Consider the following 25,241-nt stretch of genomic DNA (forward strand, 5'->3'; position numbering starts at 1 on the left):
GAATATGAATACATTCCGGGGTCTGATATCACCGCCCAAGAAAAAGGCCGGAAATTTCCGGCCTTTTTCTCGATCAATCGGTCGGCACCGGCATTAGCTTCGGATCCGGCTTCTCGGCATGATGCGGCAGGTCTTTGCTGGCGATGAAGGTGTAGAACATCGGCACCACGAACAGGGTGAACATGGTTCCCACCAGAATGCCGGTGAAGATCACCAGGCCCATCGAATAGCGTGCCGCGGCACCCGCGCCGCTGGAGATGATCAGCGGCACCACGCCGAGCGCCATCGCCGCCGTAGTCATCAGGATCGGCCGCAGCCGCACCCTGGCCGAGGCGACGATCGCATCGCGCCGCCGCATCCCGTGGAGCTCGCGCTGCTGGTTGGCGAATTCGACCAGAAGGATGCCGTGCTTGGTGATCAGACCGATCAGTGTGATCAGGCCGACCTGCGTGTAGATGTTGAGCGTTCCCAACCCCAGATTGAGCGGCACGATCGCGCCGAAGATCGACAGCGGCACCGACATCATAATGATCAGCGGATCGCGGAAGCTTTCGAACTGCGCCGCCAGCACCAGATAGATGACGAGAACGGCTGCCGCGAAGGCGATGATGATCGTGTAGCCCTGTTCCTTCTCTTGCCTGGACTGGCCGGTATAGTCGATGAAGAATGTGTCGGGCAGGCTTTCCCTGGCGATATCCTCGATGGTCTTCAGCCCGTCGCCGGTGGTGACGGTGGGCAATGGCAGAGCGGAAATCGTGGCGGAGTTCAACTGGTTGAACTGCTCGATCGCCGCCGGCGAGGCATTGGTCGAGATATTCACCACCGCCGAGAGCGGCACCATCTCTCCCGATGCGCTACGCACGAAATACTCGGCCAGCTTTTCAGGGTTGTCGCGGAAGTTCTGCGGCACCTGCGGGATGATGTCGTAGCTGTTGGATTCACGGTCGAATTGCGCCACTTTGGCGTCGCCGACCAACAGGGTCAGTGTCCGGCCGATATCGGCGATCGGCAGGTTGAGCGCTGCGGCGCGGTCGCGGTCGATCGTCACCGTCACTTGCGGCGCGTCGAAGGACATCGAATTCTGCACGGCGAGGAAGCGACCGGAGGCCTGCGCCTTGTTCTTGATGTCCTCGGCCGCCTCGTAAACCTGGGAGGCGTCGCCGGTCGAGCGCACGACCATCGTGATCGGCAGGCCGCCGCCGGAGCCGGGCAGCGTCGGTGGGGCGAAGACGAAAGCCTCGACGCCCGCCACCTTGGCAAGGCGGGCGGTGATGTCCTCCTGAAGTTCCTTCGAGCTGCGCTCGCGCTCGGCCCAGTCCTTGAATGCGAAACCGACGAAGGCGTTGTTCGTCGGGCCTTGGAACGCGACGGCGGAGAACCGCGCCCTGGTTTCGGGGATATCATTCACCAGCCCGAGAATCTGGTTCACATAGGTCTCGGTGTAGTCCGACGTTGCGTAGCGCGGCGCGTTCACAATAGACAGCAAGAAGCCCTGGTCTTCTTCGGGCGCCAGTTCGCTCGCGGTCTTGGTGAACATGAAACCGGTCGTGGCGACCAGTGCGATGACGATCATCAGCGTCACCGGGCGATATTTCAACGAGCCGCTGACCAGCCGCTCATAGGTGTTTTCGACGCGCCCGAACGTGTTGTCGACGATGCGCTGGAAGCGACTGTGCGAGCCGGCCCTCAGGATGCGTGCCGACATCATCGGCGTGATGGTGAGGGCGACGACACCCGAAAGCACCACCGAGCCGGCAAGCGTCACCGCGAACTCGCGAAACAGCGCGCCGGTCAGGCCGCCGGTGAAGGCCAGCGGCGCGAACACGGCGGCCAGCGTTATCGTCATGGCGACGACGGCGGACGAGATCTCCCGCATGCCGTTGAAGGCCGCCTGCATCGGCGACAGACCGTCTTCCTCCATGTGGCGGTGAATGTTTTCTACCACCACGATAGCGTCGTCAACGACGAGGCCGATCGCCAGCACCATGGCCAGCAACGACAGAAGGTTGATCGAATAGCCCAGCGAAAACAGCAGGAAACAGACGCCGATAAGCGACAGCGGGATGGTCACGATCGGCATCAGCACCGAGCGGAACGAGCCGAGGAAGAGCAGGATGACGACGATGACGATGGCGACAGCCTCACCGATGGTCTTGAACACCTCCTCGATCGACGCGCTGATCTGCTCGGTCGAATCGTAGACGATCTCGATCGTCATGCCGAGCGGCAGCGTCTCCTGGATCGTCGGCACGATTTCGTGGATCGCCTGCGCTGTCGTCAGCGGATTAGCGGCGGGCGTCGGGAAGATGGCGAGAAAGATGCCGGGCTTGCCGTTGAAGGTGACCCTGGTGTCGGTGTTCGCCGCGCCGAGCTCGACGCGCGCCACGTCGCGCAGTCTCACCACATTTCCGTCCTTCGAACGGAGTGGAAGGGCGGCGAAAGCCTCCGGCGTCTGCAACGTCGAGCGAACGGTGATCGAGGAAACCACATATTCGTTTTCGGTATTGCCCGGCGCGGAGAGGAAATTCGACTCGTTGATGGCGGTCAGCACTTCCGCCGCCGTCACGCCGCGCGCCGCCAGCTTGATCGGGTCGATCCAGACGCGCATCGAATATTCGGCGGCGCCGAAGATCTGAACGTCGGCGACACCCTCGACCGTCGACATGCGCGGCCGCACGACGCGCTCGATATACTCGGTGAGCTGTTCCGGCGTCATGTTCGGATTCTGCATCGAGATATACATCATCGCGAACTGCTCGCCGGTGCCCTTGACGATCACTGGGTCTTCGGCCTCGCTCGGCAGGTCGCCGCGCACGCCTTGCACCTTCGACAAGACTTCGTTCAGCGCGACGTCGGGGTTGGAGCCGAGTTTCATCTGCACCGTTACGGTGCTGGATGACGGCCGGCTCGCCGACGTGACATAATCGATGTTTTCGGTCGAAGCGACGGCACGGGCGATCGGCGCGGAAATGAACCCCTGGATCAGGTCGGCGCTGGCGCCGGGATAGGCCGTGGTGATCGTGATGGCGGTTTCTTCAACCTCCGGATACTGCCGGATCGAAAGGTTGAAGATGCCCTGGAAACCCAGAAGCAGGATCATCAAGGCGAGCACGGTCGAAAGGACCGGACGGCGGATGAAAATGTCGGAAAAGCTCATTTCTGGGCTGCCTGCTGGTTCGCCGGCTTGGTCGGGTCGATCGTGTTGTCGACGGCAACGGACATGCCGTTGGAGAGCCGGTTTTGGCCTGCGGTAACGACTTCGTCGCCGGGTGCGAGGCCTTCCAGGATCTCAACCAGGCCGCCGTTGCGGCGGCCGGGCTTGACGAAAACCTGGGCGAGCACGAGTTGCGGCTTCTGCTCTTCCGCCCTCGGTTGGGCCGGGGCGGGGGCCGGCTTTTCCTCGGATTTTGCCGCGGTCGCTTCGGCCGCGGTATCCGTGGCTGGCTTTTCTTCCGGCTTCGCTCCAGCATCGGGGGCCGCGCCCTTGGCGGCGGCAGGCTTCGCCGGACGCACCACAAAGACGAAGTCGCCGTACAGGCTGGAGGTCAGCGCGGTCTGCGGTACCGTCAGTACGTTGTTTTCCTCGGGCAATTCGACGCGCACCTGCACGAACTGGCCAGGGGTCAGCTTGCCTTCGGGGTTGGCGAGCTCGGCCCTGACCGTCACCAGCCGGCTGGTCGGGTCGATCTTCGGGTCGATACCGCGGATGGTGCCCGAGAACGGCAGCTCGCCGTCTCCAACGCCCAGCCGCACCTTCTGGTCGATCTTCAGCAGCGGAAGCTGCTGTTCGGGCACCGAGAAATCAACCCGCATCGTGTCCAGATCCTGCAGGGTCGCCACGGAAGTGCCGGGTGTCAGATACTGGCCGAGATCGATCCTCGGGATCCCCACGGTGCCGCCGAAGGGTGCCGTCAGTAGCTTCTGATCGAGCACTGCCTGCAGCCTGTTGACCCGTGAGGTGGAAGCCGATGCGGTTGCCCGCGCCGTGTCAAGCGTCGATTCAGAGCCGACACCGCGTTTCTGCAATTCAAGGGCGCGTGTCAACGCCGTCTGGTCGAGCGCTGCTTGCGCCTTCGTTGCAGCTAGATCGGCGCGCTCGGCGGCATCGTCGAGCTGAAGGAGAACTGCGTTGGCTTCAACCTTCTGATTGGCGTGAAACAGGATGTCCTTGACGATGCCGGCGGTCTCGACGGTCAGGTCGACGCCGCGTACCGCGCTGACCGTGCCGATCGCCTCGATGCCCGGCGTCCAGTCCGTCGGCTTGACGATCGTCGTCGACACGGTCGCCGCCGGCGGCTTCATGGTGGCGAAAAACTGCTGCATCGCATTGTCGCGAAACAGATTGAAGCCGACGATGCCGCCGCACACCAGTACGAGCAGAATGAAGGCGATGATGAAGCGCTTGATCACGAACAATCCCCTCGGCCGGCAATCGGCATAACGGTTGGATATCGGGACTCATATCGATGGCAGGTCCCGATTTCAAATGGCGGCGGTCTTACTGTACCGTCTGGACGGTCTTGTCAATTGTGCCTAGGCTAATGTAATGGGAGGGATTGATGAAAGCTCGCAGGGCAAATTCGCGCGACAGGATACTCGCGGCCGCCGCCGACGTGGCGCGCGAGACGGGTCCCGGCAGCCTGTCGCTGGACGCCGTCGCCAGCCGCGCCGGCGTGTCTAAAGGCGGCTTGTTGTACAATTTCCCGACCAAGGCGAAACTGATGCAGGCGCTGGTGGAGGATTACCTGCGCGCCTTCGAGCAGGCTTTGGAGTCCGCCCGCACGGCCGGCGCCAGCGGCGAAAGCCCGCTTGCGACCTATATCAAGCTTTCCGCCGAACATGCCGAGGAATCGAAACCGTCGGCCTCCTGGATATTTTCGGCGATCGCCGAGGATCCCGATTTCCTGACACCGATAAAATCGTTCAGGCGGGAGGTTTTCGAGCGGCTCAAGGAAGAGACGCCGGACCTAAAGGCGCTGCTTGTCTGCTATCTCGCCATCGAAGGGCTTCGCAGTATGAACCTCTTCGACTCGGACGTCCTTTCACAGGACGAACGTCGGTTGCTGGTATCCTCCTTGCTAGAGATTGCGGGATAGATTGCCGCGAGCGCCTGGGCCGGCGCTTCAGGCCGGCCAAGGCGCGCTTTCGTTGACCTGCTGGTGGCGGCAGGTGTACGAAAGCGCGTAGCTCCATCCGGCCTGATTGCCACGACTGGCCGGCCATCGGGTTGAGCGGTTGCCCAAGGCGCCGCTCAGGGAACTTTTGTCCGGCTGGCGCTTTTGGATGTATAGTGGGAATCTGAATGGCCAGGAGGGGTTGCATATGACGAGAAAAAGCTTCGCGATCCGCGCCCTTGTTTTCGGGGTGGTCTTGAGCATGTCCGCGTCGGCTTTCGCTGGAAGTCGCGACGACAAGGCCCAATCCGAACGCTATGTTCCTGCCGATGGCGATATCATCGACATCCTGTTCGGCGGACCGCGCTACTATGACCAGCAATTGGTCACCACGGCCGCGGGAGCCTGCTCCTACCACAGGGTCGGGCCTGACGCGAACGCGTTGAACAAGATCAACGATCATCATTGCGGCAAATAGGGGCTAGACTGAGCGCCTGCGAGCCTCCTTCATCCGCGCGATGATCTCGGCCATCAGGGCGAGGTCGCGGCGAGAGTCCGCGAGGTCCGTCAGCGGCTTCGTGCCGTCGGTGATGTGGCGGTGGAAGGTTGCGAGTTCATTCGAGAAGGCATCGCCATAGAGCGGCCCGAAGGTCCTGGTTGCCGGGCCGAGCGGTCCGGCTTCCGTCACTTCGAGCCGTGTCGGCAGGCTGCGGATGTAGGGCGTATCATAGATGATGCGGACGCGTTTGGTGTTCGAGCGCACCTCGATCATGGCGTCGAACAGGCCGAGATCGTCGACGACCGCGTCGTAGCAGCAGGCGAAATGGCCATAGTCGAAGGTCACGCTGGTGTTGGCGCCGCCATTGGTGCGGTGCGCGGCTAGCACGCGGACCGGTTCGCCGATGAGCCCTCGCATCGCTGAGATGTGGTGCGACGACAGCGCGGTCAGGCCACGATAGGCGCGCACGAGGTCGGCCGGCGCATCGGCGCCGACGACCTCGCGGATGAGCGCGTCGCGCTCGCTGGCGCCGCGCTCCAGCAGCGCCGGGTCAATGTCGGTAGGATAAAGGATGTTCTGGCTTTTCTTCAGGAAATGCCGGCCCTCGGAGATCAGGTCGAAGATGCGCACATGGGTGATGTCGGCAGCATCGGGCAGTTCGTCCCTGGCCGCCAGATAGGCCGGCGCATAGCGGCGCATGTAGCCGACGAAGATCGTCCTGGCGTAGTTCGTCGTCAGCGCCAGCAATTCGTCGATCTCGCGCACCGTCAGGCAAGCGGGCTTCTCCAGCAGGATGTGCTTGTTGGCTGCCACGGCGGCGCGGACGAATCGGCTGTGGGTGTCGTCGGACGACAGCACGAAGACCGCGTCGATGTCGGGCGAATTGATCAGCGCCTCGGCCGTGTCGAAGGCCCTGGCGGTTGGATATTCGGAGGTGCAGAGCGCCACCAGGCTTGGCGAGACGTCATGGACGCCCGCTATCACCCAGCGGTCACGCTGGTCGGCCAAGACAGGCAGATGGATCGACTGCGCGACCTCGCCAAGGCCCACAAGTCCGACACGGATTACCGCCACGGCATACTCCTTCGCAACTTCATCATTTCATGCTGCACCGGTGACAAGCGCGACGAGCTCGTTGCCCGATGTCTCCGACGAACGCACTGTCGCCACCATCCGTCCAGCCCGCATGACCCAGATCTGGTCGGACAGGCGCCGCACCTGATCGAAATTGTGGCTGACCAGGATGACGCTAACCGCCTGCTCGCGCAGGCGCCGGATCAGCGCCTCGACATTGGCGGTTTCCTGTACGCCGAGCGCCGCGGTTGGCTCGTCCATCACCACCAGCTTGGCGCCGGAGCCAGCGGCGCGGCAGATCGAGATCGCCTGCCGCTGTCCGCCCGAGAGGCGGCGCACGCGCTGGTTGACCGAGGGCATGTTGATCGACAGACGCGACAGCATGGCGCGCGCCTGCTCTCGCATCGCCTTGCGGTCGAGCAAGGCGATCGGGCCGATCCGGCGCACGATCTCGCGGTTGAGGAACAGGTTCTGCGCCACGGTCAGTTCGTCGATCAACGCCAAGTTCTGGTGCACCGTCTCGATGCCGGCCTTGCGCGCCTCGTCGGGATTGGCGAAGGGGCGCGGCCGGCCGTCGAAGAAGATCTCGCCGCTATCCGGCACATGCACGCCGACCAGGCAGCGGATCAGCGTCGACTTGCCGGCGCCGTTGTCGCCGATGACCGCGGTGACCTCGCCGCGGCGGGCCTGGAAGGCGACGTCGGTAAAGGCGCGGATGCCGCCGAAATGCTTGCTCAATCCTTCGCAGGCGAGGATCGCATCCGACGACGGGATGTGATGAACGGCGCTCATTTCTGGTACCGCATGATCAAGGCGGCCAGCACCACGATGGCGCCCACGGCGAGCGGTTGGTAGAAGGCCGAAACACTGAGCAACGTCAGCCCGTTGACGAGAGCGGTGAGCATCAGCGCCCCGATCGCCGGGCCGAGAATGCTGGCACGTCCGCCGAACAGGCTGACGCCTCCCAGGACCACCGCCGCCACCGAATTCAGCAGAAGGCTGGTGTTGATCTGCGGTTCGGCCGAGCCGATGCGCGCCACCAGAAGCACCGAGGCGATGCCGGCGCAGAAGCCTGAAATCGTATAGGCGGCGATCTTGACCCGGTTGGTGCGGATGCCAAGCGCGCCGGCGCTTTCGACCTGGCCGCCGGTGGCCAGCAGATGCACACCGAAGCGGGTGTGGTAGAGCGCGATATGGGCGACGATGACGGCCGCGATCGCCACCCAGACGGGATAGCCGAACGGTCCGAAGGAGCCGGACGCGAGCCGCAGCAGGAAGGTCGAGCCAACCATCGTCGGCTCGCCGCCCGACAGGATGAGGCCAAGCCCGGTGATGCCCGAAAGCGTGCCGAGCGTCACCACGAAGTCTGGAATTTTCCCGGCGGTGATGAGGACGCCGTTGAGAAAGCCCACCGCGCTGGTGGCAAGAACAGCCAAGACACAGGCGAGGAAGGTGCCATAGCCGGCGGCGTTGACGAGGCCGAGGATGATCGCACCGAGCATGACCGCGGCAGCCAGCGAGAGATCGATCCCGGCGGTCGCCACGACGAAGGTTTGGCCGATCGACAGCACGACCAGGATCGCTGCCGCCAGGAGCAGGGCCTGCAAATTGGCGACGCTGAGAAAGACCGGCTGGGCGATGCCGAAGACGATGACGAGGCCGACCAGGCCGACGACCGATGCCCAGTCGGCCCAGAAGGAAGGATCCAGGAGGAGAGCCGACAGGGAGGGGCGGCTCTCCTCCGCCGCGCCCGCGGTATGCACGGGCGCGTTTTGTTCAGGAGTGCTCACTTCAACATCTCGCGGAAGGGGTCGGGATAGTCGCCGCCCGGGCGCGGGAAGTTCTTCAGCGAGGCTTCGGCATTGTCCTTGTTGATCAGAAGCACCGGCGCCGGCACGTTGGCCGGCAGTTCCTTGCCCATGGCCGCTGCCTTGCAGGCCTCCACGCCCATGGCGCCGACGACATAGGGATATTGGGCGACGGTGGCGGAGAGTTCGCCGGCCGCGACCGATTTCAGCGCGTCGACGATGCCGTCGAGGCCGATCACCTTGACGTCCTTGCCCGAGGTCTGCACGGCGCGCTGGATGCCGAGCGCCATGATGTCGTTGGCGGCGAAGAAGCCGGCGAGATCGGGATGCGCGGCCAGGATATCGGTGGCCGCGGTCAGGGCCTTCTCGCGGTCCCAGTCGGCGCTGACCATCACCACGACGTCGAGCTTGCCTTCGACCGCCTGCTTGAAGCCCTTGATGCGGGCATTGCTGCCGACATCGCCGACGATGCCGGCCACCAGGGCGACCTTGGAGCCGTTCGGCACCAGCTTCAGCATCTCCTCGCCGGCCAGCACGCCGGCGGCGACATTGTCGGTACCGATATAGGTCGAGATGGCGAAGCCCGCCGCCTTGGCCTGCTCGGCGTCGATGGTGCTGTCGATGTTGACGATCGGCTTGCTCTTCTGCGCGACAGGCACCAGTGCCTGCACGAGATTGCTGACGCTGATCGGATTGACCAGATAGCAATCGAAATCCTGCATGGCCATGGCGGTCAGACGGTCTGCCTGCCCGGTCGCATCGCCCATATTGGCTGCTGCCTGGACGGTAACGCCGACGCCATCGGCCTTGGCCTGCTCTTCGATGCCCTTCTGCATGTATTGAAAGAAGGGGTTGTCGAGGCCCTTGACGATGGCAGCGACCTTCGCCGCGTCTTCGGCATGGGCCGGCATTGAAATCGCGGTTGCAAACAGTCCTGCGCCAAGCGACAGGCAATTGAACATGCGCATGCTTCGTCCTCCTCCTAATTGTTGGTTATGTCGCAATTGATCCGTTTTTCGGCGAACGGAATTGTGCCGACGTTGGCCAGCCCGCCGCTTGCGATGACAGGCTGCCGACCGGTTGGCGATTGCCATGCGGCTCGCCGGTTCAGGACCCGTTCCGGGCCATACCTCGTGTCAGGCATTTCTCCTCCCAGAGCGCTGACCGATGCCTGTCAGCATTTCCGCATGTTTTATAAAAATTTGACACGCGTCAAGATTTAAAATGGTATGCAGCGAGTTTTGATGTGCTGCGGGGTGCGGTGGCAAGACAAAGGGGGCGCTGTCCAGCCAACGTCTCTCAAATGTCGGGAAACTCAGTCGGAAGTCAGCCGCATCAGCGCCGGGCCATCGGTGCGAAACAGGTGGCAAGCCGAGGGAGAGATGTCGAGCGCGACCGGGCTGTGCAACGGCGTCCTGTCGCCGCCTTCGGCCTGGACGACCAGCGTGATGTCGGGGGCGATCTCGACATGCAGGATGGTCAGGCTGCCCAGCCGTTCCGCCAACACGGCTTGCCCCCTGAACCGTCCGCCGGCCGAGATGTGGAGATGCTCCGGCCGCATGCCGAGCAGCAGCTCGTCGCCGGCTCTGGTTGCGCCCGCTGCGACTGGCACCGTCAGCGCCTGGCCGTTCGGCAAGATGACGGAAACGCCATCGGAGCTTGCGGACTCTACCTTCAGCGTCAGCAGGTTCATCTTCGGCGAGCCGATGAAGCCGGCGACGAAGATGTTTGCCGGCCTGTTGTAGAGTTCAAGCGGCGAGCCGACCTGCTCGATCGAGCCGCTGTTCAGCACCACGATCTTGTCGGCCATGATCATGGCCTCGGTCTGGTCGTGGGTGACATAGATCATGGTCGCATTGAGATGTTCGTGCAAGCGCATCAGCTCGAGCCGCATGCTGACCCGCAAGGCGGCGTCGAGATTGGACAAGGGCTCGTCGAACAGGAAGACCTTGGGATTGCGCACGATGGCGCGGCCGATGGCGACACGCTGGCGCTGGCCGCCCGAAAGCGCCTTCGGCCGCCGGTCGAGAAGATGCGAAAGCTGCAGCACCTCGGCGGCTTCTCGCACCTTGCGTTCCTTTTGCGCGGTGGAAACGCCGGCGATCTTCAGGGCAAATCCCATGTTCTCGGCCACCGTCATGTGCGGATAGAGCGCGTAGGACTGGAACACCATGGCGAGCCCACGCTCGGACGGATCGATGTCGTTGGCGCGCACGCCATCGATCAGAAGGTCGCCGGCGGTGATCTTTTCCAGCCCGGCGATCATGCGCAGCAGCGTGGATTTGCCGCAGCCGGACGGGCCGACGAAGACCACGAATTCGCGATCCGCGACGTCGAGATCGATCCCCTTGATGATCTCGACGGATCCGTAGGACTTGCGCGCACCGCGCAGCTTGAGCTCAGCCATGACCTACTTTCCCCTGGCATCGGCGCGCTCAGTCGCGCCGTTGTCTTCGTCTTGCGCCATCGCCAGCGGCGCGCCCGGTTCGCCTTCCCACAGGATCAGACTTGCCGCGCCGACCAGTCCGGCCCGGTCGCCGAGTTGTGCCTGAACGATCGGTACGTCGCGGTAGGCCGCCATCGCCCGCTGCTCGACGGTGGCCCTGATCCCTGGTGCCAGGAGGTCGAAGCCGTTGGCGAGGCCGCCGCCCATGACGATCAGGTCCGGCGAATAGAGGTGAAGCAGGTTGGTGAAGCCGATGCCGAGCCACTTCGCCTCGGCGTCGACCAGTTCGAGTGCGTTGACGTCACCGGCACGCGCGGCTTCGATGACGTGCCTGGCCGAAACGTCGCGGCCGCCGGAATGGCGCCTGAGCAGCGAGCCGTCGCCCGGTGCGGTCAGCCGCGTGGCGCGACGTCCGAGTGCGGTGCCCGAGGCGACGGCCTCGAAGCAGCCGACGGCGCCGCAGAAACAGCGGTCGCCTTCACCAGTGATGGTCATGTGGCCGATCTCGGCCGCCAGCCCGCGTCGGCCGTGATAGATATGGCCGTCGGCGACCACGCCGCCGCCAATGCCGGTCGAGACGGTGACGAACACCAGCGAGCCGCTGCCACGGCCGGCGCCGAAACGCCATTCGCCGAGAGCAGCCGCGTTGGCGTCGTTCTCCAGCCGTACCGGCAGACCGAATTGCCGGCTGAGAATGTCGATCAACGGCACGTCGTGCCAGCCGGCGAGCGTCGGCGGACCGATGACGATCCCGGCTTTGGGATCGAGCGGTCCCGGCGCGCACATGCCGATGCCGGCGACCTTTGCCTGCGGGCGCTGTGTCAGAAGAGCTCCAGCCAGTGCGATGATCTGGCCGATCACCGCATCCGATCCTGCTATCGCCATCGTGGGCGCCGAAACCTGAGCAACAACGCGGCCGCCGCGCTCGACCAGCGCGCCGCGCAGCTCCGTGCCGCCAAGATCGAAGGCGAGGGCCAGTCTTGTCATCAGGCGGCGACCTTCAGCCCATGCAGCCAGGCCATCCGCTGGGCGAGCTCGGGGTCGCCGAAGGCCAGCGACCCAAGCACCACCGTCTCGGCCCCGGCGGCACGCAAGCGCGGCACCGTCCCGTGACGGATGCCGCCATCGGCAGCCAGGATGATGTCGGCCTCGCGCCCCGCCTTTCTCATCAGCGCGCGTGCCTCGATCAGGCGCGGGCAAGCCTGGTCGGAAAGGCTCTGACCCTTGACGCCGATGGATGTGCCGAGAAGTGTCACGAACGCCACTTGCGACAGGAAAGGTGTGACTGCGGCGACCGGCGTTTCCAGCCTCAGCACGACGCCGGCCTCGGCGCCAAGCGCATGCGCCAATCGCACGGCTCGCAGTCCGGCTTCGCCGTTTTCGGCATGGACGCTGACCAGGTCGGCGCCGGCCTCGATGAACTGCCGTGTCTGCTCCTCGACGATCTCGGCTTCGACCATCAGATGGACATGGATCGGCCTTGCCGTCAGCTTGGCGATCCGCGCCACCAGATCCGGAAAAAACAGAAAGCCGGGGGTGAAGCGGGCATCGGCGACGTCGATGTGATGCAGGTCGACATAAGCGTCTATGCGCTTCAGGTCGCGCTCCATATTGGCAAGGTCCGCCGACCAGAGTGAAAATTCACCGAGCAACCGGTTGCGCGGCAGGGCGGCGATGGCGGCAGGGCCGGACGGCGATTTGGTCGTCATGACGGAATGAGGCTCCGGAAATTGGCGTGGGCGTGAAGGAAATCGGTGATCGCGGCCTGCAGCTCGGCGAAATGCCTGGCGCTGTCGAGCGCCTTGGGAGTGATTTCTACAAAGGCCGCGCCGGGAATAGTGGCGGCTAATTTGTGGGCGACCGACAAGGGATGCACCGCATCCACGGCGTTGCCGACGACCAGCGTGGGAACGTTGAGGCCAGCGGCGTCGCTTTCGGAAATGCCGGAGCCATCGGCGGCGATGTCGGCAAGAACTTGCGCGAAAGCGGCGGCATCGGGCCGGTCGAGATAGCCGAGCAGCGAACTGAGATTGTCGGGCGCCTCGTCCAGGAGCCGCGCGGCGGTCCCCGATTGCGCGAAGACCGCCCTGGCCTTGTCAGGGCCGTGGTCGAGGATGAGGCCGGCGACCTCGGCGATCGGTTGCATGTTTACCGGCGCGCCGTGGAAAATCCAGGCTGGACGCACGAGAAGCAGACCGGCCACGCGGTCCGGGTGGCGGCAGGCGAGGCGCAAGGCGATCGCGGCGCCCATCGAAATACCGCCGGCGATGAAACGGTCGAGGCCGGCCTGATCGGCGGCGGCCAGGACATCGTCGGCGAACATTTTCAGGGAAAACGGCCGGCTGCTGCCGAGCCCTGAAGCGCCGTGCCCACGGCCTTCCAGCGTGATGCGCCGACAGCCTGCGTCGGCAGGGAAGGCCTGGACGACCTGCGCCTCGCTGCCGCCCAACCCGTGCTGAAAGACGACCGCCAGCCCATCGCCCATATCGGAAACGCATAGCGTGGCGTCATTACGGAGCAAGGTTGTCGGGCGTGCCATCAAGCCAACCCCTTCAGGAAACGGGCAACCCCGGGCGCTTCTTCAGCCGAAAGTCCGTGCGTCACCAGCGGCCCGTCAAAGCCTGACGCTTTGAGGCTGGCGACGAAATCCGGAAAGTCGACGACGCCATGGCCGGCGGTGGCGAAACGGCCGTCGGCAAAGCGGTCCTTGGCGTGCGCCATGGCGACATGGCCCGCCGTGCGTTCGACCGCGGCAGCCACGATTGCGCGGGCTTGCGCCTCGCTCGCCTGCTCGAACAGGTTGGCCGGATCGAGCACGACGCGCAGCCGCTTCGACTCCATTTCGGCAATCAGGCGCATCGCGTCATCAGCCGAGGTGACAATGTTGGCCTGCTCGGGTTCGATGCCGAGGTCGACGCCGTGGCGCTCGGCGAGATCGAGCGCCTTTCCCATCTCGGCCGCCATGTCGGCCCATGCCGAGGGGTCTGCATTGTCGGGGTGGTGCGCCCACTGGTCGTCGCGGTTGCGCGTTCCCGTGCACAGCGTGACCTGCGGAACGGAAAGATCCGCCGCGGCTTCGATGATGACGGCAAGCCGGCGCAGGCCGTCGTCGCGCACCGCTTTGTCGGGGTGCGCCATATTGTAGGTGCCGGAGAGCGCCACCAAGGTGACGCCGGTGGCATCGGATGCGGCCGCGATGGAGCGGATGGCGTCACCGGGCACCGCATTCGGCATCGATGGCAGGCCGGCGCAGGCCAGGTTGAACTGGGTGACGGCAAATCCGGCGGCGCGGACCGCTGCCAGCACGCCGCCCGGCTCGCTGCCCGGAAAGGTCTTGGCGAACACCCCGACCTGCATCAGACCGCTCCCGTCGCGCTGGCGATCTCGATGCGCTCGCCGCTCTCGACCGAGCGGGCGATCGCCACCATGGCGCGGATCGAGGCAAGGCCGTCCTCGACGTTGGCGCCGCGCATCGGCTTGCCGTCGAGGATTGTCTCAGCCAGGCCTTCGAGCTGGCGTCTGAAGAAATGGCCGTCAGCGCCAAGCGGCTTGCGCGACGTCGCGTCCTTCTCATGGAAAATGTCGACCTCGCTCGCGCGGAAATACCAGGGGTTGAAGGTCTTGGCGATCACCGAGCCGTTCTCGCCATAGAGCTGGAAGCCCTCGTGCCAGTCCATGCGGACAGCCACGGTGAGGTCGAGATGGCCAAGCGCCCCGTTGGCGAATTCGGTTTCGACGAACCAGCAATAGGCGCCGAAACGCTCGTTGAGCCGGGCGCGCACCGCAACGATCTCGCCGCACAGGAAACGCGCGGTATCGACCAAATGCGAGCCATGCGCGAGCATGAAATACTGCCTGAGATTGGCCTTCGGATTGCCGGCGGGCTTTCTCGCCAGCTTGCTGGTGACGGGCAGCGGCTGTACCGCGTCGGTGTTGGTGTAGCGGTGGGTGGAGTCGCAATACCAGGCCTTCAGCGCCAGTATTTCGCCCATCTCGTCGCGGACAAAATCGCGCGTCGCTTCCAGTGCTGGATCGAAGCGCTTCATATGGCCGACTTGCAGCACCTTGCCGGAGCGCCTGACCGCATCGGCGAGTTTTTGGCCCTCTTCGACCGAGACGCCGATCGGCTTTTCGCACAGCACGTGCTTGCCGGCTTCCAGTGCTCTGATCGACATCGGTACGTGATAGGCGTCCGAGGTTGCGACGATCACCGCCTCCAGTTGCTGGTCGGCGAGCATATCATCGTAGTCGCCATACATCTTTTCCGGCTCATAGGTGGCGCCCATGCGCGCCAAAAGGTCAGGGGCGGCATCGCAGATCGCATATAGATCGGCATTCTTGGCCTTCACGCAGGATTCGAGATGCGCGAATTGCGCGATCGGCCCGCAGCCGAGTACGCCGACACGAAGGCGACGGTCTTGCTTCCGGATCATGGTTTCTTCCTCACGCGCCGTGGCCGCGCATCGTCTGGCGGTTGGTCTTGACCGCTGCGGCCGGATCGGCGGCGGCGGTCTCGGATTCCTCCTCCAGCACCAGCCAGCCGTTGAAATGCGGCGCGGCGCTGGCGATCTCGATCACCTTAGCCGTATCGCATACACCCCTACCGAGCATCGCCCAGGTGCCGCCGGCATCGACGTCCTTCAGATGCACATAGCGGATGCGGTCGCGGTAGGTGGTGAGCGTGTCCGCCATGTCCTTATGGCCGCGCAGGATGTGGCCGGTGTCCGGCACCCAGCCCACCAGCGACGGATCGAGCAGTCCGAAGATCCGGTCGTAGTCGGCGCGGTCGAAGAGCAGCGTGTTGTGGTGCGAGCTCGGATGAACCGCGACCTGGACGCCTGCCTGGCGGCCGAGTTCGCCGGCCTTGTTGTAGACCTCTGCGGCGACGGCGAACTTGTCGTCGCGCGGTCCGTCGGAGACGACGGTTGCCGATCCCATCGACACCAACGCGCCTGGAAAGGCGGCGGCGAAATCGATCCAGCGCTGCGCCGTTTCGAGGTCGGCGCCGATCTGATCCTTGAGGGTAAAGCCGCTCTTCGAGCCGAAGGCGAAGGAGACGAGCGTCAGCCCGGACGACTTCAGCGCGGTGGCGAATTCCGCCGGCTTGCCGGCATAGCGGCCGATCATCGTGTCGGTGATCTCGATGCCGGCATAGCCGCCGTCGGCGATCGCCTTCAGGAGTTCGTCGGGACCGCCGGTAAAACGGTCTCCCAGCATTTCCCAGGTAAAGGTCTGGCAACCGACTTTCAGGTCTTTCACGATCGTCCTTTCATTCCTTAATGCCACCCTGGGTCAGCCCTTCGATGATGTGCCGCTGGAAGAACAGCACCAGCACGATCAAAGGGACGGTGACGACGGCCGACGCCGCGGCGATGTCGCCCCAGGGCACGTAATATTGGTTGGTGAAATTGGCGATACCGACGGGGATCGTCTGGCGATCGATGTTGGAGGTGAAGGCGAGGGCGAAGAGGAATTCGTTCCAGGCGGTGATGAAGGCGAGCAGGCCTGTGGTCACCAGGCTCGGCAGCGACATCGGCAGGATGATGTGCCAGAGCAGGCCGGGAACGCTGACGCCGTCCATACGCGCCGCCTCGTCGATCTCGCGCGGCAGCGTCTCGAAATAGCCGAACAGCACCCAGGTGACGAGCGGCAGCCCGAGCGCCAGATAGGTGATGATCAGCGCCGTGTAGGTATCGAGCAGGCCGAGATTGGTTGCCACCAGATAGAGCGGCCCGACCAGCGCGATCTGCGGAAACATCGACACCGAAAGGATGACCATCAGGATGCCGAAGCGGCCCTTGACGTTGAGCCGCGACAGCGCGAAGGCGGCCAGCGACCCGACGAACAGGCACAGGAACGTCGTCGCCAGCGAGACCACGAGCGAATTCCAGACATATCGGTGCAGATCTTTCTCGATGAAGGCGTTGTAGTAGTGCTCGAGGGTGAAGGGCGCGGGGATCAGCGACGGCGAGCCCGATGTCAGCGCCCTGTCGAGCTGGAACGAGGTCGAGAATTGCCAGATGAACGGGCCGCCGGACCAGACGAGGATCAGCAGCGCGCCAAGATAGATCGCGATGGTCTGCAGCGGCGAGCGCGTGTCCTTCATTGCGCCCTCCTGATTTGCCTGATGAGATAGAGGCAGAAGACAATAGCGATGATGCCTTCGGTGACGAACATGGCCGTCGAGACGGCCGAGCCGTAGCCGAATTGCAGCGTCGAGAAGAGCACCTTGTAGGAGAGCGTCGACAACGTCTCGGTCGAATCGGCCGGACCGCCGCCGGTCAGCACATAGACGAGGTCGAAGACGCGAAAGGCGTCGAGCGCACGAAACAGGCCGGCGATCAGCAAGGTCGGCATCAACAGCGGCAGGCGGATATACCAGAAGGTGATCCAGCCTTTCGCGCCATCCATGCGCGCCGCCTCGATCAGCGAATTGGGCACCGTCTGCAGCCCGGTCAAAAGCAATAGCGCCATGAAGGGCGTGGTCTTCCAGACGTCGGCGATGATGATGGTCGTCATCGCCGTATCGGGCGAGCCGTACCAGTTGACGTTCTGGTCGATCAGCCCGGCATGCAGCAGGATGTAGTTGATTATGCCGTTCTGGCCATCGAACAGCCAACCGAACATCTTGGAGGTGACGACGGTGGGCATCGCCCAGGGAACCAGCATGGCGGCGCGAACCAGGCCGCGTCCCTTGAACGCTTCGCACAGGATGAGGGCCATGCCGAGCCCAATGACCGTCTCCAGTATCGTGGATGCCGTGGTGAACCACATCGTGTGCCACCAGGCATTCCAGAACTGTGCGTCACGCCATAGCTGCACATAGTTGGATAAGCCCGAGAACTCGTTTTCCTGGGTGATCAGCGATGTGTTGGTGAGCGACAGATACAATCCGTTGACGATCGGGTAGAAGGAAACCGACGCCAGAGACACGAAGGCCGGCGCCAGCAGGAGCAAGGCCCAGACGGCGCCGGGAAGCGCCTTGCCAAGCCGCGGCCGGCCAATGCCAGAAACAGTGGCCGCCGCGGTCATGGTTCAGCCGACGATCTGGTCGATTTGCGCAGCCAGCGCGTCCATCTCGGCCTGCACGTTGCCCGACACCAGCGCCTTGGAGATGCCCGACTGCAAGGCCAGCGTCACCTTCGCATATTCGGGCGTGATCGGCCGGGCGGTGGCGCCGGTGAACACGTTCTCGAGGCTCGCCATGAACGGCTGTTCGGCCTTGATCTTCTCGTCCTGGAACAATGCAGGGCGCGTCGGCGCCAGGCCGAAGTTCAAGGCGATGCGATGCTGGGTTTCGGTCGACGACAGCCAGGTCAGCAGCTCGATCGCGGCTTCGCGCTGCTTCGAGTTGGCGTTGACGCCGAGCTGGTAGCCGCCGAGACAGGCTGAACTCTTGCCACCGGGGAAGGACGGCAGCGGCGCGACACCGACCTTGTCCACCACCTGGGAGGCCTTGGCATCCTGGGCGATCGGGTAGACGTAGGACCAGTTGCGCATGAACATCGCCTTGCCCGAGGTGAAGGGCTGGCGCGACGGCTCCTCGTCCCAGGACAGGACGTCCTGCGGGCTGATCTTGGTCGCGTTGATGGTGTCGTGCAGGAACTGGATCGCATCGACCGCCGCCTTCTGGTTGATCAGCGACGTCTTGCCGTCAGGCGCAAGGATCGCGCCGTTGTTGGAGGTGATGATCTCGACCGCGTCGCAGACCAGAACCTCGGCCTGCTTGCCCTGCCAGAGATAGCCGAAATCGACATCGCCGGCCTTCTGCGCGGTTGCGGCGATGGTCGCCATGTCGGCCCAGTTTCCCGGCACCTTGCCGCCATGCTTTTCCAGCACGTCCTTGCGGTAATAGAACATGCCCGAATCCATGAACCAAGGAAGGGCGGTCAGCTTGCCGTCATAGGTACAGGCATTGAGGGTTCCGGAGAAGTAGGCGCTGCGCTTGTCCGCCGGAAAATACTCGTCGAGCGGCAGCGCCCAGCCGGCGGCGGCAAAGCCGGCGATCCAGATCACGTCCTGGCTGAAAACGTCGGGCGTTCCGGTGCGTCGGGCGAGCTGCTGGACGAGGCCCTGGTAGACCTCGGTCGAGGAACTCGGCGGCGGCAGCTCGATATTCTTGACCAGAACGCGATCCTGCGATTCGTTGAAGGCCTTGATCAGATCGCCGAAGGTCTCCTTGCCGAAGAAGGCAGCGCTGGCGAAGCTGATTTCGGCCCGCGATTGCGCGCGCGCCCGGCGAACGCCCAGTCCCGTGCCGAGGCCAAGTGTCGCCGCGCCCAGAAGTCCGGCGCTGCCGACGAGAAACTGCCTGCGGTCAGCGATCGTCACATGCGCAACAGGTTTCGAGCCGGAGACCGGCCCTTTTTTGATGTCAGTCATTTTCTCCTCCTTGGGCCGGCGGCCTCCCGATGTTGCGCCAGCATTTCCGCATGTTCCATAAAAATTTTACGCGCGTCAATATTTAAAATCCTGTATTGCGGCTTTCAAGTATGATCCGTTGCTGGTGCAAGGGTTCAGCCAGGACGTTGCGGCGTTGGGAGGCGAAATAGGAAATGCAAGGAAAAACAGGCGCTAAGCTTGGCATCGGCGTTATCGGGTGCGGCAACATCTCGATGACCTATTTGCGCAACGCGGCTCTGTTCGGGGAGGTGGAGCTTCGCGCCTGCGCCGACATTTCGGCCGACATGGCGGACCTGCGCGCCAGCGAATATGGCATCCGGGCGGTCAGCGTCGATGCGCTTCTGGCCGATCCTGAGATCGACCTTGTCCTCAACCTGACCATCCCGGCGGCGCATTTCGAGATTTCGCTTTCAGCGCTTTCGGCGGGAAAGCACGTCTTCACCGAAAAGCCGCTGGCGACCTCGGCCAGGGACGGCCGCCGCCTCGTCGCCGAGGCTGCGGAGCGAAGGCTGCTGCTGGGCTCGGCCCCGGACACCTTCCTCGGCGCCGCCGGACGGCGTGCGCGCCGCCTCATGGACGAGGGCGCGATCGGCCGCGCGGTGACGGGCACAGCCTTCATGATGGGGCGCGGCATGGAGCATTGGCATCCCAATCCGCAATTCTACTATCAGCCGGGCGGCGGCCCTGTCTTCGACATGGGCCCATACTATCTGACGATGCTCGTCAATTTGCTCGGGCCGGTCGCCCGCGTGATGGCGATGGCGACGCGGGGCCAGGAAGAACGGCTGATCACCGCCGAAGGTCCTTATAGGAACACCAGTTTCAAGGTCGGCACGCCGACCAATATCCTGTCGCTGCTGGAGTTCCGCTCGGGCGCAACCGTCACTTTCGGTGCCTCCTGGGACGTCTTCAGACATTCCAACCACCCGATCGAGCTGCATGGCACCGAAGGCTCGCTCAGGCTGCCCGATCCGGACACGTTCGGTGGCACCGTCTCGCTTTCGGAGCGGGGCGCCGACTGGGCCGACTTCCCCAGCGAGAGCGAACTCTACGGCGCGCGCAACTGGCCCTTTGCCGCGCCCGACCGCGCGAATTACCGCATGCTCGGCGTCGCCGATCTTTCGCGCTCGCTGATATCAGGAAGAAAGCCGCGTGCCTCCGGCGAGCTTGCGCTTCATGTGCTGGAGATCATGGAGGCGATCCTCGCTTCGGGAGAAGGCTACGAGTCGGTTGCCGTCAACGGGACAGTTGACCAACCGCCGCTTCTTGGCGAAGACGAGGCGGCAAGCCTGCTTGCCTGACAGGCACGAGGGTACTTCCACGATGATATCGCTTTCACCCTTGCTCGACCGGGAAGCCCGGCACGTACTCGACCTTGGCCGGGAGGCGGCAGCCCCGCCATTCGAGACCGGCACGCCTGCAGAAGCGCGCCGCGCCTATGAAGAGGGCTTTCCGGCACTGCAAGGCGAGCGCGAACCGGTCGGCTTACTGACCGAGCGCGCCATCGCCGGTCCCGGTGGTCCGCTGACGCTCAGAGTCTATCGCGGACAGGGCGCAGGCGGGGCCGATGCCCCGGCGCTGCTCTATCTGCATGGCGGCGGCTGGGTGATCGGCAATCTCGACTCCCATGATGAGATCTGCCGGTGGCTCGCCAACATGGCGGGCTGTGTGGTCGTCTGTCCCGACTACCGGCTAGCGCCGGAGCACAAGTTTCCGGCGGCGATCGGGGACTGCCTTGCTGTGCTTTCCTTCATGCACGACGATGCGAGCGATCTCGGCATCGACGCGAGGCGGATTGCCGTTGCGGGCGACAGTGCCGGCGGCAATCTCGCTGCCGTCCTTTGTCTGCTTGCGCGCCGCGACAAGAACCCGCCGATCGCGCAGCTTCTGTTCTATCCGAACACCGACGCCTCCCAGGCGGCGGACAGCTATAGCCGCTTTGCCGACGGTTATGGTCTCAGCGCGGCGACCATGGCCTGGTTCCGGGACCACTACATCCGCGATGTCAGTGACATCGGCGACTGGCGCGTTTCGCCGCTCAAGGCCGCGAACCTTGCAGGTGTGGCGCCGGCCTTTGTCGCTATCGCCGGTCATGACATCCTCGTCGACGAAGGCGAGGCCTACGCGAAACGTCTCCAAGATGACGGCGTGCCGGTCGTCCTGCGGCGCTGGCCCGGCCAGATCCACGGCTTCGTCTCGATGGGACGCCATGCCCCGGCGGCGCGGCAGGCGGTTGCTGCTGCGGTTGCCGCATGGCGCGGCTTCGATCATGGCTTTGGAGACGCTCAGGCCGACTGACGCATGACCAGCGTTGCGTCGAGATTGACCTTGGAGGCAACCGATGCGTCGTCCTCGTCCAGCAAGGCCAACAGCGTCTCCACGCTGCGTCCCGCCATCGAAGCGAAGTCCTGCGCCATGGTGGTGAGGGCAGGGCAGGTGTAGCGGCTCAGCGGATGATCGTCGTGGGCCGCGACGCGCAGGTCGCAATCAGCCTTGCGGCCGACCTTGCGGCCTTGCGAGTAGGCGGCAGCCATCACGCCGAAGGCGAGACGGTCGTTGGCGCACAGAATGGTCTTGCCCGGCAGGCCGCCATTGCCGAGCATCGCTTCCATCTGCTCGTAGCCGATCCGTTCGAAATCCCAGGTGTAGTCATCGGTATCGCCGATAACCACGGGCTCATGCCCGAGCCGCTGCATGGCGCCGACATAGCTGTTCAGGCGTTCGCGCGAATTGTGGTTGACGTGCGGGATGTCGAAATAGACCGGGGCATCGCCGGAGCGGCAGAGATAGTCGACGATGGTCGAGACGCTCTGGCTGTTGTTGTTGCCGACGAACGGCGTATCACCCTCCAGATAGGTGTCGAAATAGACGACCGGTATGGCCTGCGTCAGCTTCTCAAGCGCGCGACAGTCGGAGCGCAGGCCGAGCGGCGCGATCAGCGCGCCGGAGACTTTCAGCGAAAGGATGGTTCGCGTCGCTTCCACTTCGAGCTCGCGCGAGCCGTGCGAGGAGATCACGATCGGCCAGTAGCCTTCGTCGCGCAGCCTGAGTTCGATGCGGCTGACCATCTCGGAATAGAAGGGATCGGCGACCGTCGGCACCACGATGCCGATGCTGCGGGTCCGCTTGCGGTTCAGGTTGCGCGCAAAGAGATTGGGCTGGTAGTCGGACGAGCGCAGCGCCACTTCGATCCGCTGTCGTGTCGCCGGCTTGACGCTGGTGGGATCGTCGAAATATTTCGACAGTGTCGGCCTGGAGACGCCGCAAGAGCGGGCGAAATCCTCCATCGTCTTGTGCGTCATCGGCATTGAATCCCTCGCGCTGTTTCTTAGCGCTGCCCGGTTCCCTACATACGGTGCGCGAGCGTGCAGCTGCAAGGCAAAATTTTACAGATAATTTTGACAGTTTTCATGCGTAAATTTATTAATTGACGCGAAAAAGCACAAGCCGTAATCACTTCCAGTGGGCGAAATCGAAATTCGTATCCCCCGGAAAAATGCTCGCGCGGTTGATCCGAAGCGAGGCCGGGGCGCAACGCCGGGAGGGATTGCGCGAGATGAAGAAACTGGTCAGCGCCGGCGAGATCCTGGTCGAGATCATGGCCGAACGGATCGGCCAGAGTTTTCTTGAGCCTGGTCCGCTGCTTGGGCCCTACCCGTCAGGAGCGCCCGCCATCTTCATCGGCCAGGCGGCGGCGCTCGGCCAGCCGGCCGGCCTCATCGGCGCCGTCGGCGATGACGATTTCGGCAGGCTGAACATCGAGCGGCTGCGAGCGCTGGGCGCCGACGTGTCGGCGATCGCAGTTCACAAGGACCATGCGACGGGCACGGCCTTCGTCACCTACCGAGCCGACGCCAGCCGGTACTTCGTCTTCAATATCCGCAACAGCGCCTCCGGCCTGATCGAGACCGACGCGGCGGCGACAAAGCTGTTGGCCGGTGCCGATCACGTCCATGTCATGGGCTCGTCGCTGTTTTCCAACCGCGCCATCGCGGTGGCGCTGTCGGCGATCGAGACTGTCAAGGCCAAAGGCGGAACCGTCTCCTTCGATCCGAATATCCGCCGGGAGATCATGCAGGCGTCCGGCATGCGCGCGGCGCTCGATTGCGTGCTGTCGCGAGCCGACATCTTCCTGCCGAGTGGCGAAGAACTCTTCCTGTTCTCATCCGCGAAGGACGAGAAGAGCGCGGTCGAGGAATTGCTAGCCCGTGGCCTGTCCTGCATCGTCCTGAAGAAGGGCGCCGCAGGCGCCGCCTATCATGACCGCCACGGTGCGGTAGCCTCGTCGGCCTTTGCCGTCGACGAGGTCGATCCGACTGGCGCGGGTGATTGTTTCGGTGCTGCTTTCGTCTCGTTCTGGCTGCGCGGGGCGGCGCCCGCGCAGGCGCTGCGGATCGCCAATGCCTGCGGTGCGCTTGCCGTCACCCGCAAGGGTCCTATGGAGGGCATTTTCCCGCTTGCCGCGGTCGAGGCCTTCATTGCCACAGGGAAGAACGCGCAGTGAGTGCCGCGACGCGGAGGTTTGCGAACATTGCGGCCAGGCGTGCCGCAGGCGAGAGAGGCGGCATCACTTCGGTCTGCTCTGCGCATCCGCTGGTCATCGAGGCCGCCCTGCGCCACGGCGTGGCGCGAAATGCAGATGTGCTGATCGAGGCCACCTGCAATCAGGTGAACCATGAGGGCGGCTATACCGGGATGACGCCCGCCGACTTCCGCGACTTCGTAGAGGCACGTGCGCAGAAAGTCGGATTCCCCGTCGATCGCCTGATCCTCGGCGGCGATCATCTCGGGCCTAATCCGTGGAAGCACATGGCGGCTACCGCCGCCATGAAGAACGCTGTGGCGATGATCGATGCCTATGCGAGCGCCGGCTTCAACAAGATGCATCTGGATACGAGCATCGCCTGCGCCGACGATCCAGCCGTGCTTGCCGATGAAACCATCGCCGCGCGCGCTGCCGAACTTGCGGCAGTCGCCGAGGCGGCGGTCGAGCGGGCCGGCGGCGAGAAACCGGTCTACGTCATCGGCACCGAGGTGCCAGTGCCGGGCGGTGCGCTGGAGGGATTGGAACATTTGCATGTGACGGCGCCCGACGATGCACAGCACACCGTGGAGATTCACGCCCGAGCCTTTTCCCGGGTCCGCCTCGAAGCCGCTTTTGCCCGTGTAGTGGGCGTCGTCGTCCAGCCGGGTGTGGAGTTCGGCAACACCGAGGTCGTCTCCTATGCGCCGGACAAGGCGGCGGGGCTGGTGGCGGTGCTCGACCGCATGCCAGAGGTCGTTTTTGAAGCGCATTCGACGGATTACCAAACGGCCGAGGCGCTCAATGCTCTCGTTCGCGATGGTTTTGCCATCCTCAAGGTCGGCCCCTGGCTGACCTTCGCACTTCGCGAGGCATTGTACGGGCTTAGCCACATCGCCGATGTGCTCGCGCCGGACCCTTCGCGCGAAAGCCTGCCTGTCGCGATGGAGCGCATCATGCTGGCGTCGCCGGACAATTGGCAGAAATACTATCCAGGCAGGCCGGACGAGCAGCGCGTGCAGCGGCATTTCTCCTTCAGCGACCGCATCCGCTACTACTGGCCGACGCCGGAGGCGCAGCACGCAACACGGAACCTGCTGAAGGTGCTGGGCGACAAGGACCTCCCTGGCCCCCTGATCAGCCAACATCTGGGGCAGTTCGATACCGAAATTGCGGCAGGCCGGGTCAAGCCCCTCGCGCATGACCTTCTGATCGGCAGCGTCACCCGTGTTCTCGATATCTACGCGGATGCGACGGGGCAATAGGGGTCGCGCTGCCGGAGATATGGCACTCGTTCGCCTCGCAAATGTCCGTTGCCATCGCCGTTTTGAAAAAAGCATCCGCTGCAATTTACAGCTAACATGTTAGTGTGTTA

At 64.0% G+C, this 25,241-nt stretch carries 23 protein-coding genes; 6 read left to right on the forward strand and 17 right to left on the reverse strand.

Annotation, left to right across the window (positions count from 1 at the left end):
* Window positions 1-73 precede the first annotated feature (73 nt).
* A complete protein-coding gene (locus AC0NID_RS09060) occupies window positions 74-3,157 on the reverse strand; it encodes an efflux RND transporter permease subunit (RefSeq protein ID WP_473456171.1) in 3,084 nt (1,027 codons plus the stop codon).
* Window positions 3,154-4,410, reverse strand: a complete 1,257-nt coding sequence (locus AC0NID_RS09065; protein WP_473456172.1) for an efflux RND transporter periplasmic adaptor subunit — start codon at window positions 4,408-4,410, stop codon at window positions 3,154-3,156. The genes AC0NID_RS09060 and AC0NID_RS09065 overlap by 4 nt, the downstream gene beginning before the upstream one ends.
* 149 nt (window positions 4,411-4,559) lie before the next feature.
* On the opposite strand from AC0NID_RS09065, the gene AC0NID_RS09070 reads away from it, so the two are divergent.
* Together AC0NID_RS09070 and AC0NID_RS09075 are read left to right on the forward strand one after the other, a co-directional pair.
* Window positions 4,560-5,096 carry a TetR/AcrR family transcriptional regulator gene (locus AC0NID_RS09070; RefSeq protein WP_473456173.1) on the forward strand — a complete coding sequence of 179 codons (537 nt, stop codon included), beginning with the start codon at window positions 4,560-4,562 and terminating at the stop codon, window positions 5,094-5,096.
* Between the two features lie 226 nt (window positions 5,097-5,322).
* Window positions 5,323-5,592: a hypothetical protein gene (locus tag AC0NID_RS09075; RefSeq protein ID WP_473456174.1), complete on the forward strand. Its 270-nt coding sequence runs from the start codon at window positions 5,323-5,325 to the stop codon at window positions 5,590-5,592.
* Between the two features lie 3 nt (window positions 5,593-5,595).
* On the opposite strand, the gene AC0NID_RS09080 is transcribed toward AC0NID_RS09075, so the two are convergent.
* The 14 genes from AC0NID_RS09080 to AC0NID_RS09145 form a co-directional block, all read right to left on the reverse strand.
* A complete protein-coding gene (locus tag AC0NID_RS09080; RefSeq protein WP_473456175.1) occupies window positions 5,596-6,687 on the reverse strand; it encodes a Gfo/Idh/MocA family protein in 1,092 nt (363 codons plus the stop codon).
* A 27-nt stretch (window positions 6,688-6,714) separates the two neighbouring features.
* The gene (locus AC0NID_RS09085; protein WP_473456176.1) at window positions 6,715-7,479 is read right to left on the reverse strand and encodes an ATP-binding cassette domain-containing protein; all 765 of its coding nucleotides are present in this window, start codon (window positions 7,477-7,479) and stop codon (window positions 6,715-6,717) included.
* Window positions 7,476-8,477, reverse strand: coding sequence for an ABC transporter permease (locus AC0NID_RS09090; RefSeq protein WP_473456177.1), 1,002 nt, complete (start codon window positions 8,475-8,477; stop codon window positions 7,476-7,478). The genes AC0NID_RS09085 and AC0NID_RS09090 overlap by 4 nt, the downstream gene beginning before the upstream one ends.
* Entirely contained in the window at window positions 8,474-9,463 is a 990-nt protein-coding gene (locus tag AC0NID_RS09095; protein WP_473456178.1) for a sugar ABC transporter substrate-binding protein, read from the reverse strand. Before AC0NID_RS09095 ends, AC0NID_RS09090 begins: the two co-directional genes overlap by 4 nt.
* Window positions 9,464-9,810: 347 nt before the next feature.
* Window positions 9,811-10,902 carry an ABC transporter ATP-binding protein gene (locus AC0NID_RS09100; RefSeq protein ID WP_473456179.1) on the reverse strand — a complete coding sequence of 364 codons (1,092 nt, stop codon included), beginning with the start codon at window positions 10,900-10,902 and terminating at the stop codon, window positions 9,811-9,813.
* Window positions 10,903-10,905: 3 nt separating this feature from the next.
* The gene (locus AC0NID_RS09105) at window positions 10,906-11,928 is read right to left on the reverse strand and encodes an ROK family protein (RefSeq protein ID WP_473456180.1); all 1,023 of its coding nucleotides are present in this window, start codon (window positions 11,926-11,928) and stop codon (window positions 10,906-10,908) included.
* On the reverse strand, window positions 11,928-12,650 hold the full coding sequence (locus AC0NID_RS09110; RefSeq protein ID WP_473456182.1) for a ribulose-phosphate 3-epimerase: 723 nt from the start codon (window positions 12,648-12,650) through the stop codon (window positions 11,928-11,930). Before AC0NID_RS09110 ends, AC0NID_RS09105 begins: the two co-directional genes overlap by 1 nt.
* Entirely contained in the window at window positions 12,647-13,480 is an 834-nt protein-coding gene (locus tag AC0NID_RS09115; protein WP_473456183.1) for an alpha/beta fold hydrolase, read from the reverse strand. Before AC0NID_RS09115 ends, AC0NID_RS09110 begins: the two co-directional genes overlap by 4 nt.
* Window positions 13,480-14,298, reverse strand: coding sequence for a sugar phosphate isomerase/epimerase family protein (locus AC0NID_RS09120; RefSeq protein WP_473456184.1), 819 nt, complete (start codon window positions 14,296-14,298; stop codon window positions 13,480-13,482). Before AC0NID_RS09120 ends, AC0NID_RS09115 begins: the two co-directional genes overlap by 1 nt.
* The gene (locus AC0NID_RS09125) at window positions 14,298-15,374 is read right to left on the reverse strand and encodes a Gfo/Idh/MocA family protein (RefSeq protein ID WP_473456185.1); all 1,077 of its coding nucleotides are present in this window, start codon (window positions 15,372-15,374) and stop codon (window positions 14,298-14,300) included. The genes AC0NID_RS09120 and AC0NID_RS09125 overlap by 1 nt, the downstream gene beginning before the upstream one ends.
* Window positions 15,375-15,384: 10 nt before the next feature.
* The gene (locus AC0NID_RS09130) at window positions 15,385-16,158 is read right to left on the reverse strand and encodes a sugar phosphate isomerase/epimerase family protein (RefSeq protein ID WP_473456212.1); all 774 of its coding nucleotides are present in this window, start codon (window positions 16,156-16,158) and stop codon (window positions 15,385-15,387) included.
* 52 nt (window positions 16,159-16,210) lie between these two features.
* A complete protein-coding gene (locus AC0NID_RS09135) occupies window positions 16,211-17,047 on the reverse strand; it encodes a carbohydrate ABC transporter permease (RefSeq protein ID WP_473456186.1) in 837 nt (278 codons plus the stop codon).
* Complete coding sequence (locus AC0NID_RS09140) at window positions 17,044-17,973, reverse strand: carbohydrate ABC transporter permease (RefSeq protein WP_473456187.1); 930 nt, start codon at window positions 17,971-17,973, stop codon at window positions 17,044-17,046. The genes AC0NID_RS09135 and AC0NID_RS09140 overlap by 4 nt, the downstream gene beginning before the upstream one ends.
* Window positions 17,974-17,976: 3 nt before the next feature.
* Window positions 17,977-19,323, reverse strand: coding sequence for an ABC transporter substrate-binding protein (locus AC0NID_RS09145; RefSeq protein WP_473456188.1), 1,347 nt, complete (start codon window positions 19,321-19,323; stop codon window positions 17,977-17,979).
* Between the two features lie 173 nt (window positions 19,324-19,496).
* Between AC0NID_RS09145 and AC0NID_RS09150 the strand changes: the two genes are divergently transcribed.
* Both AC0NID_RS09150 and AC0NID_RS09155 read left to right on the forward strand, forming a co-directional pair.
* Window positions 19,497-20,645: a Gfo/Idh/MocA family protein gene (locus tag AC0NID_RS09150; protein WP_473456189.1), complete on the forward strand. Its 1,149-nt coding sequence runs from the start codon at window positions 19,497-19,499 to the stop codon at window positions 20,643-20,645.
* Between the two features lie 22 nt (window positions 20,646-20,667).
* The gene (locus tag AC0NID_RS09155) at window positions 20,668-21,642 is read left to right on the forward strand and encodes an alpha/beta hydrolase (protein WP_473456190.1); all 975 of its coding nucleotides are present in this window, start codon (window positions 20,668-20,670) and stop codon (window positions 21,640-21,642) included.
* Here AC0NID_RS09155 and AC0NID_RS09160 read toward each other — a convergent pair.
* A complete protein-coding gene (locus AC0NID_RS09160; RefSeq protein WP_473456191.1) occupies window positions 21,630-22,652 on the reverse strand; it encodes a LacI family DNA-binding transcriptional regulator in 1,023 nt (340 codons plus the stop codon). The genes AC0NID_RS09155 and AC0NID_RS09160 overlap by 13 nt on opposite strands.
* Window positions 22,653-22,900: 248 nt before the next feature.
* Here AC0NID_RS09160 and AC0NID_RS09165 point away from each other — a divergent pair, with 248 nt between their 5' ends.
* On the forward strand, window positions 22,901-23,848 hold the full coding sequence (locus tag AC0NID_RS09165; protein WP_473456192.1) for a sugar kinase: 948 nt from the start codon (window positions 22,901-22,903) through the stop codon (window positions 23,846-23,848).
* Window positions 23,845-25,131 carry a D-tagatose-bisphosphate aldolase, class II, non-catalytic subunit gene (locus AC0NID_RS09170; protein ID WP_473456193.1) on the forward strand — a complete coding sequence of 429 codons (1,287 nt, stop codon included), beginning with the start codon at window positions 23,845-23,847 and terminating at the stop codon, window positions 25,129-25,131. The genes AC0NID_RS09165 and AC0NID_RS09170 overlap by 4 nt, the downstream gene beginning before the upstream one ends.
* The last annotated feature ends 110 nt before the right edge of the window (window positions 25,132-25,241 follow it).

It is taken from the genome of Mesorhizobium sp. WSM4821, assembly GCF_055901555.1.

Bases quoted from the DNA above. Each gene is read 5' to 3' on its own strand.
- AC0NID_RS09060 (WP_473456171.1), bottom strand. From the start codon at position 3,157: ATGAGCTTTTCCGACATTTTCATCCGCCGTCCGGTCCTTTCGACCGTG.
- AC0NID_RS09070 (WP_473456173.1), top strand. From the start codon at position 4,560: ATGAAAGCTCGCAGGGCAAATTCGCGCGACAGGATACTCGCGGCCGCC.
- AC0NID_RS09075 (WP_473456174.1), top strand. From the start codon at position 5,323: ATGACGAGAAAAAGCTTCGCGATCCGCGCCCTTGTTTTCGGGGTGGTC.
- AC0NID_RS09085 (WP_473456176.1), bottom strand. From the start codon at position 7,479: ATGAGCGCCGTTCATCACATCCCGTCGTCGGATGCGATCCTCGCCTGC.
- AC0NID_RS09095 (WP_473456178.1), bottom strand. From the start codon at position 9,463: ATGCGCATGTTCAATTGCCTGTCGCTTGGCGCAGGACTGTTTGCAACC.
- AC0NID_RS09100 (WP_473456179.1), bottom strand. From the start codon at position 10,902: ATGGCTGAGCTCAAGCTGCGCGGTGCGCGCAAGTCCTACGGATCCGTC.
- AC0NID_RS09105 (WP_473456180.1), bottom strand. From the start codon at position 11,928: ATGACAAGACTGGCCCTCGCCTTCGATCTTGGCGGCACGGAGCTGCGC.
- AC0NID_RS09110 (WP_473456182.1), bottom strand. From the start codon at position 12,650: ATGACGACCAAATCGCCGTCCGGCCCTGCCGCCATCGCCGCCCTGCCG.
- AC0NID_RS09115 (WP_473456183.1), bottom strand. From the start codon at position 13,480: ATGGCACGCCCGACAACCTTGCTCCGTAATGACGCCACGCTATGCGTT.
- AC0NID_RS09120 (WP_473456184.1), bottom strand. From the start codon at position 14,298: ATGCAGGTCGGGGTGTTCGCCAAGACCTTTCCGGGCAGCGAGCCGGGC.
- AC0NID_RS09125 (WP_473456185.1), bottom strand. From the start codon at position 15,374: ATGATCCGGAAGCAAGACCGTCGCCTTCGTGTCGGCGTACTCGGCTGC.
- AC0NID_RS09130 (WP_473456212.1), bottom strand. From the start codon at position 16,158: ATGCTGGGAGACCGTTTTACCGGCGGTCCCGACGAACTCCTGAAGGCG.
- AC0NID_RS09135 (WP_473456186.1), bottom strand. From the start codon at position 17,047: ATGAAGGACACGCGCTCGCCGCTGCAGACCATCGCGATCTATCTTGGC.
- AC0NID_RS09140 (WP_473456187.1), bottom strand. From the start codon at position 17,973: ATGACCGCGGCGGCCACTGTTTCTGGCATTGGCCGGCCGCGGCTTGGC.
- AC0NID_RS09145 (WP_473456188.1), bottom strand. From the start codon at position 19,323: ATGACTGACATCAAAAAAGGGCCGGTCTCCGGCTCGAAACCTGTTGCG.
- AC0NID_RS09150 (WP_473456189.1), top strand. From the start codon at position 19,497: ATGCAAGGAAAAACAGGCGCTAAGCTTGGCATCGGCGTTATCGGGTGC.
- AC0NID_RS09155 (WP_473456190.1), top strand. From the start codon at position 20,668: ATGATATCGCTTTCACCCTTGCTCGACCGGGAAGCCCGGCACGTACTC.
- AC0NID_RS09160 (WP_473456191.1), bottom strand. From the start codon at position 22,652: ATGCCGATGACGCACAAGACGATGGAGGATTTCGCCCGCTCTTGCGGC.
- AC0NID_RS09165 (WP_473456192.1), top strand. From the start codon at position 22,901: ATGAAGAAACTGGTCAGCGCCGGCGAGATCCTGGTCGAGATCATGGCC.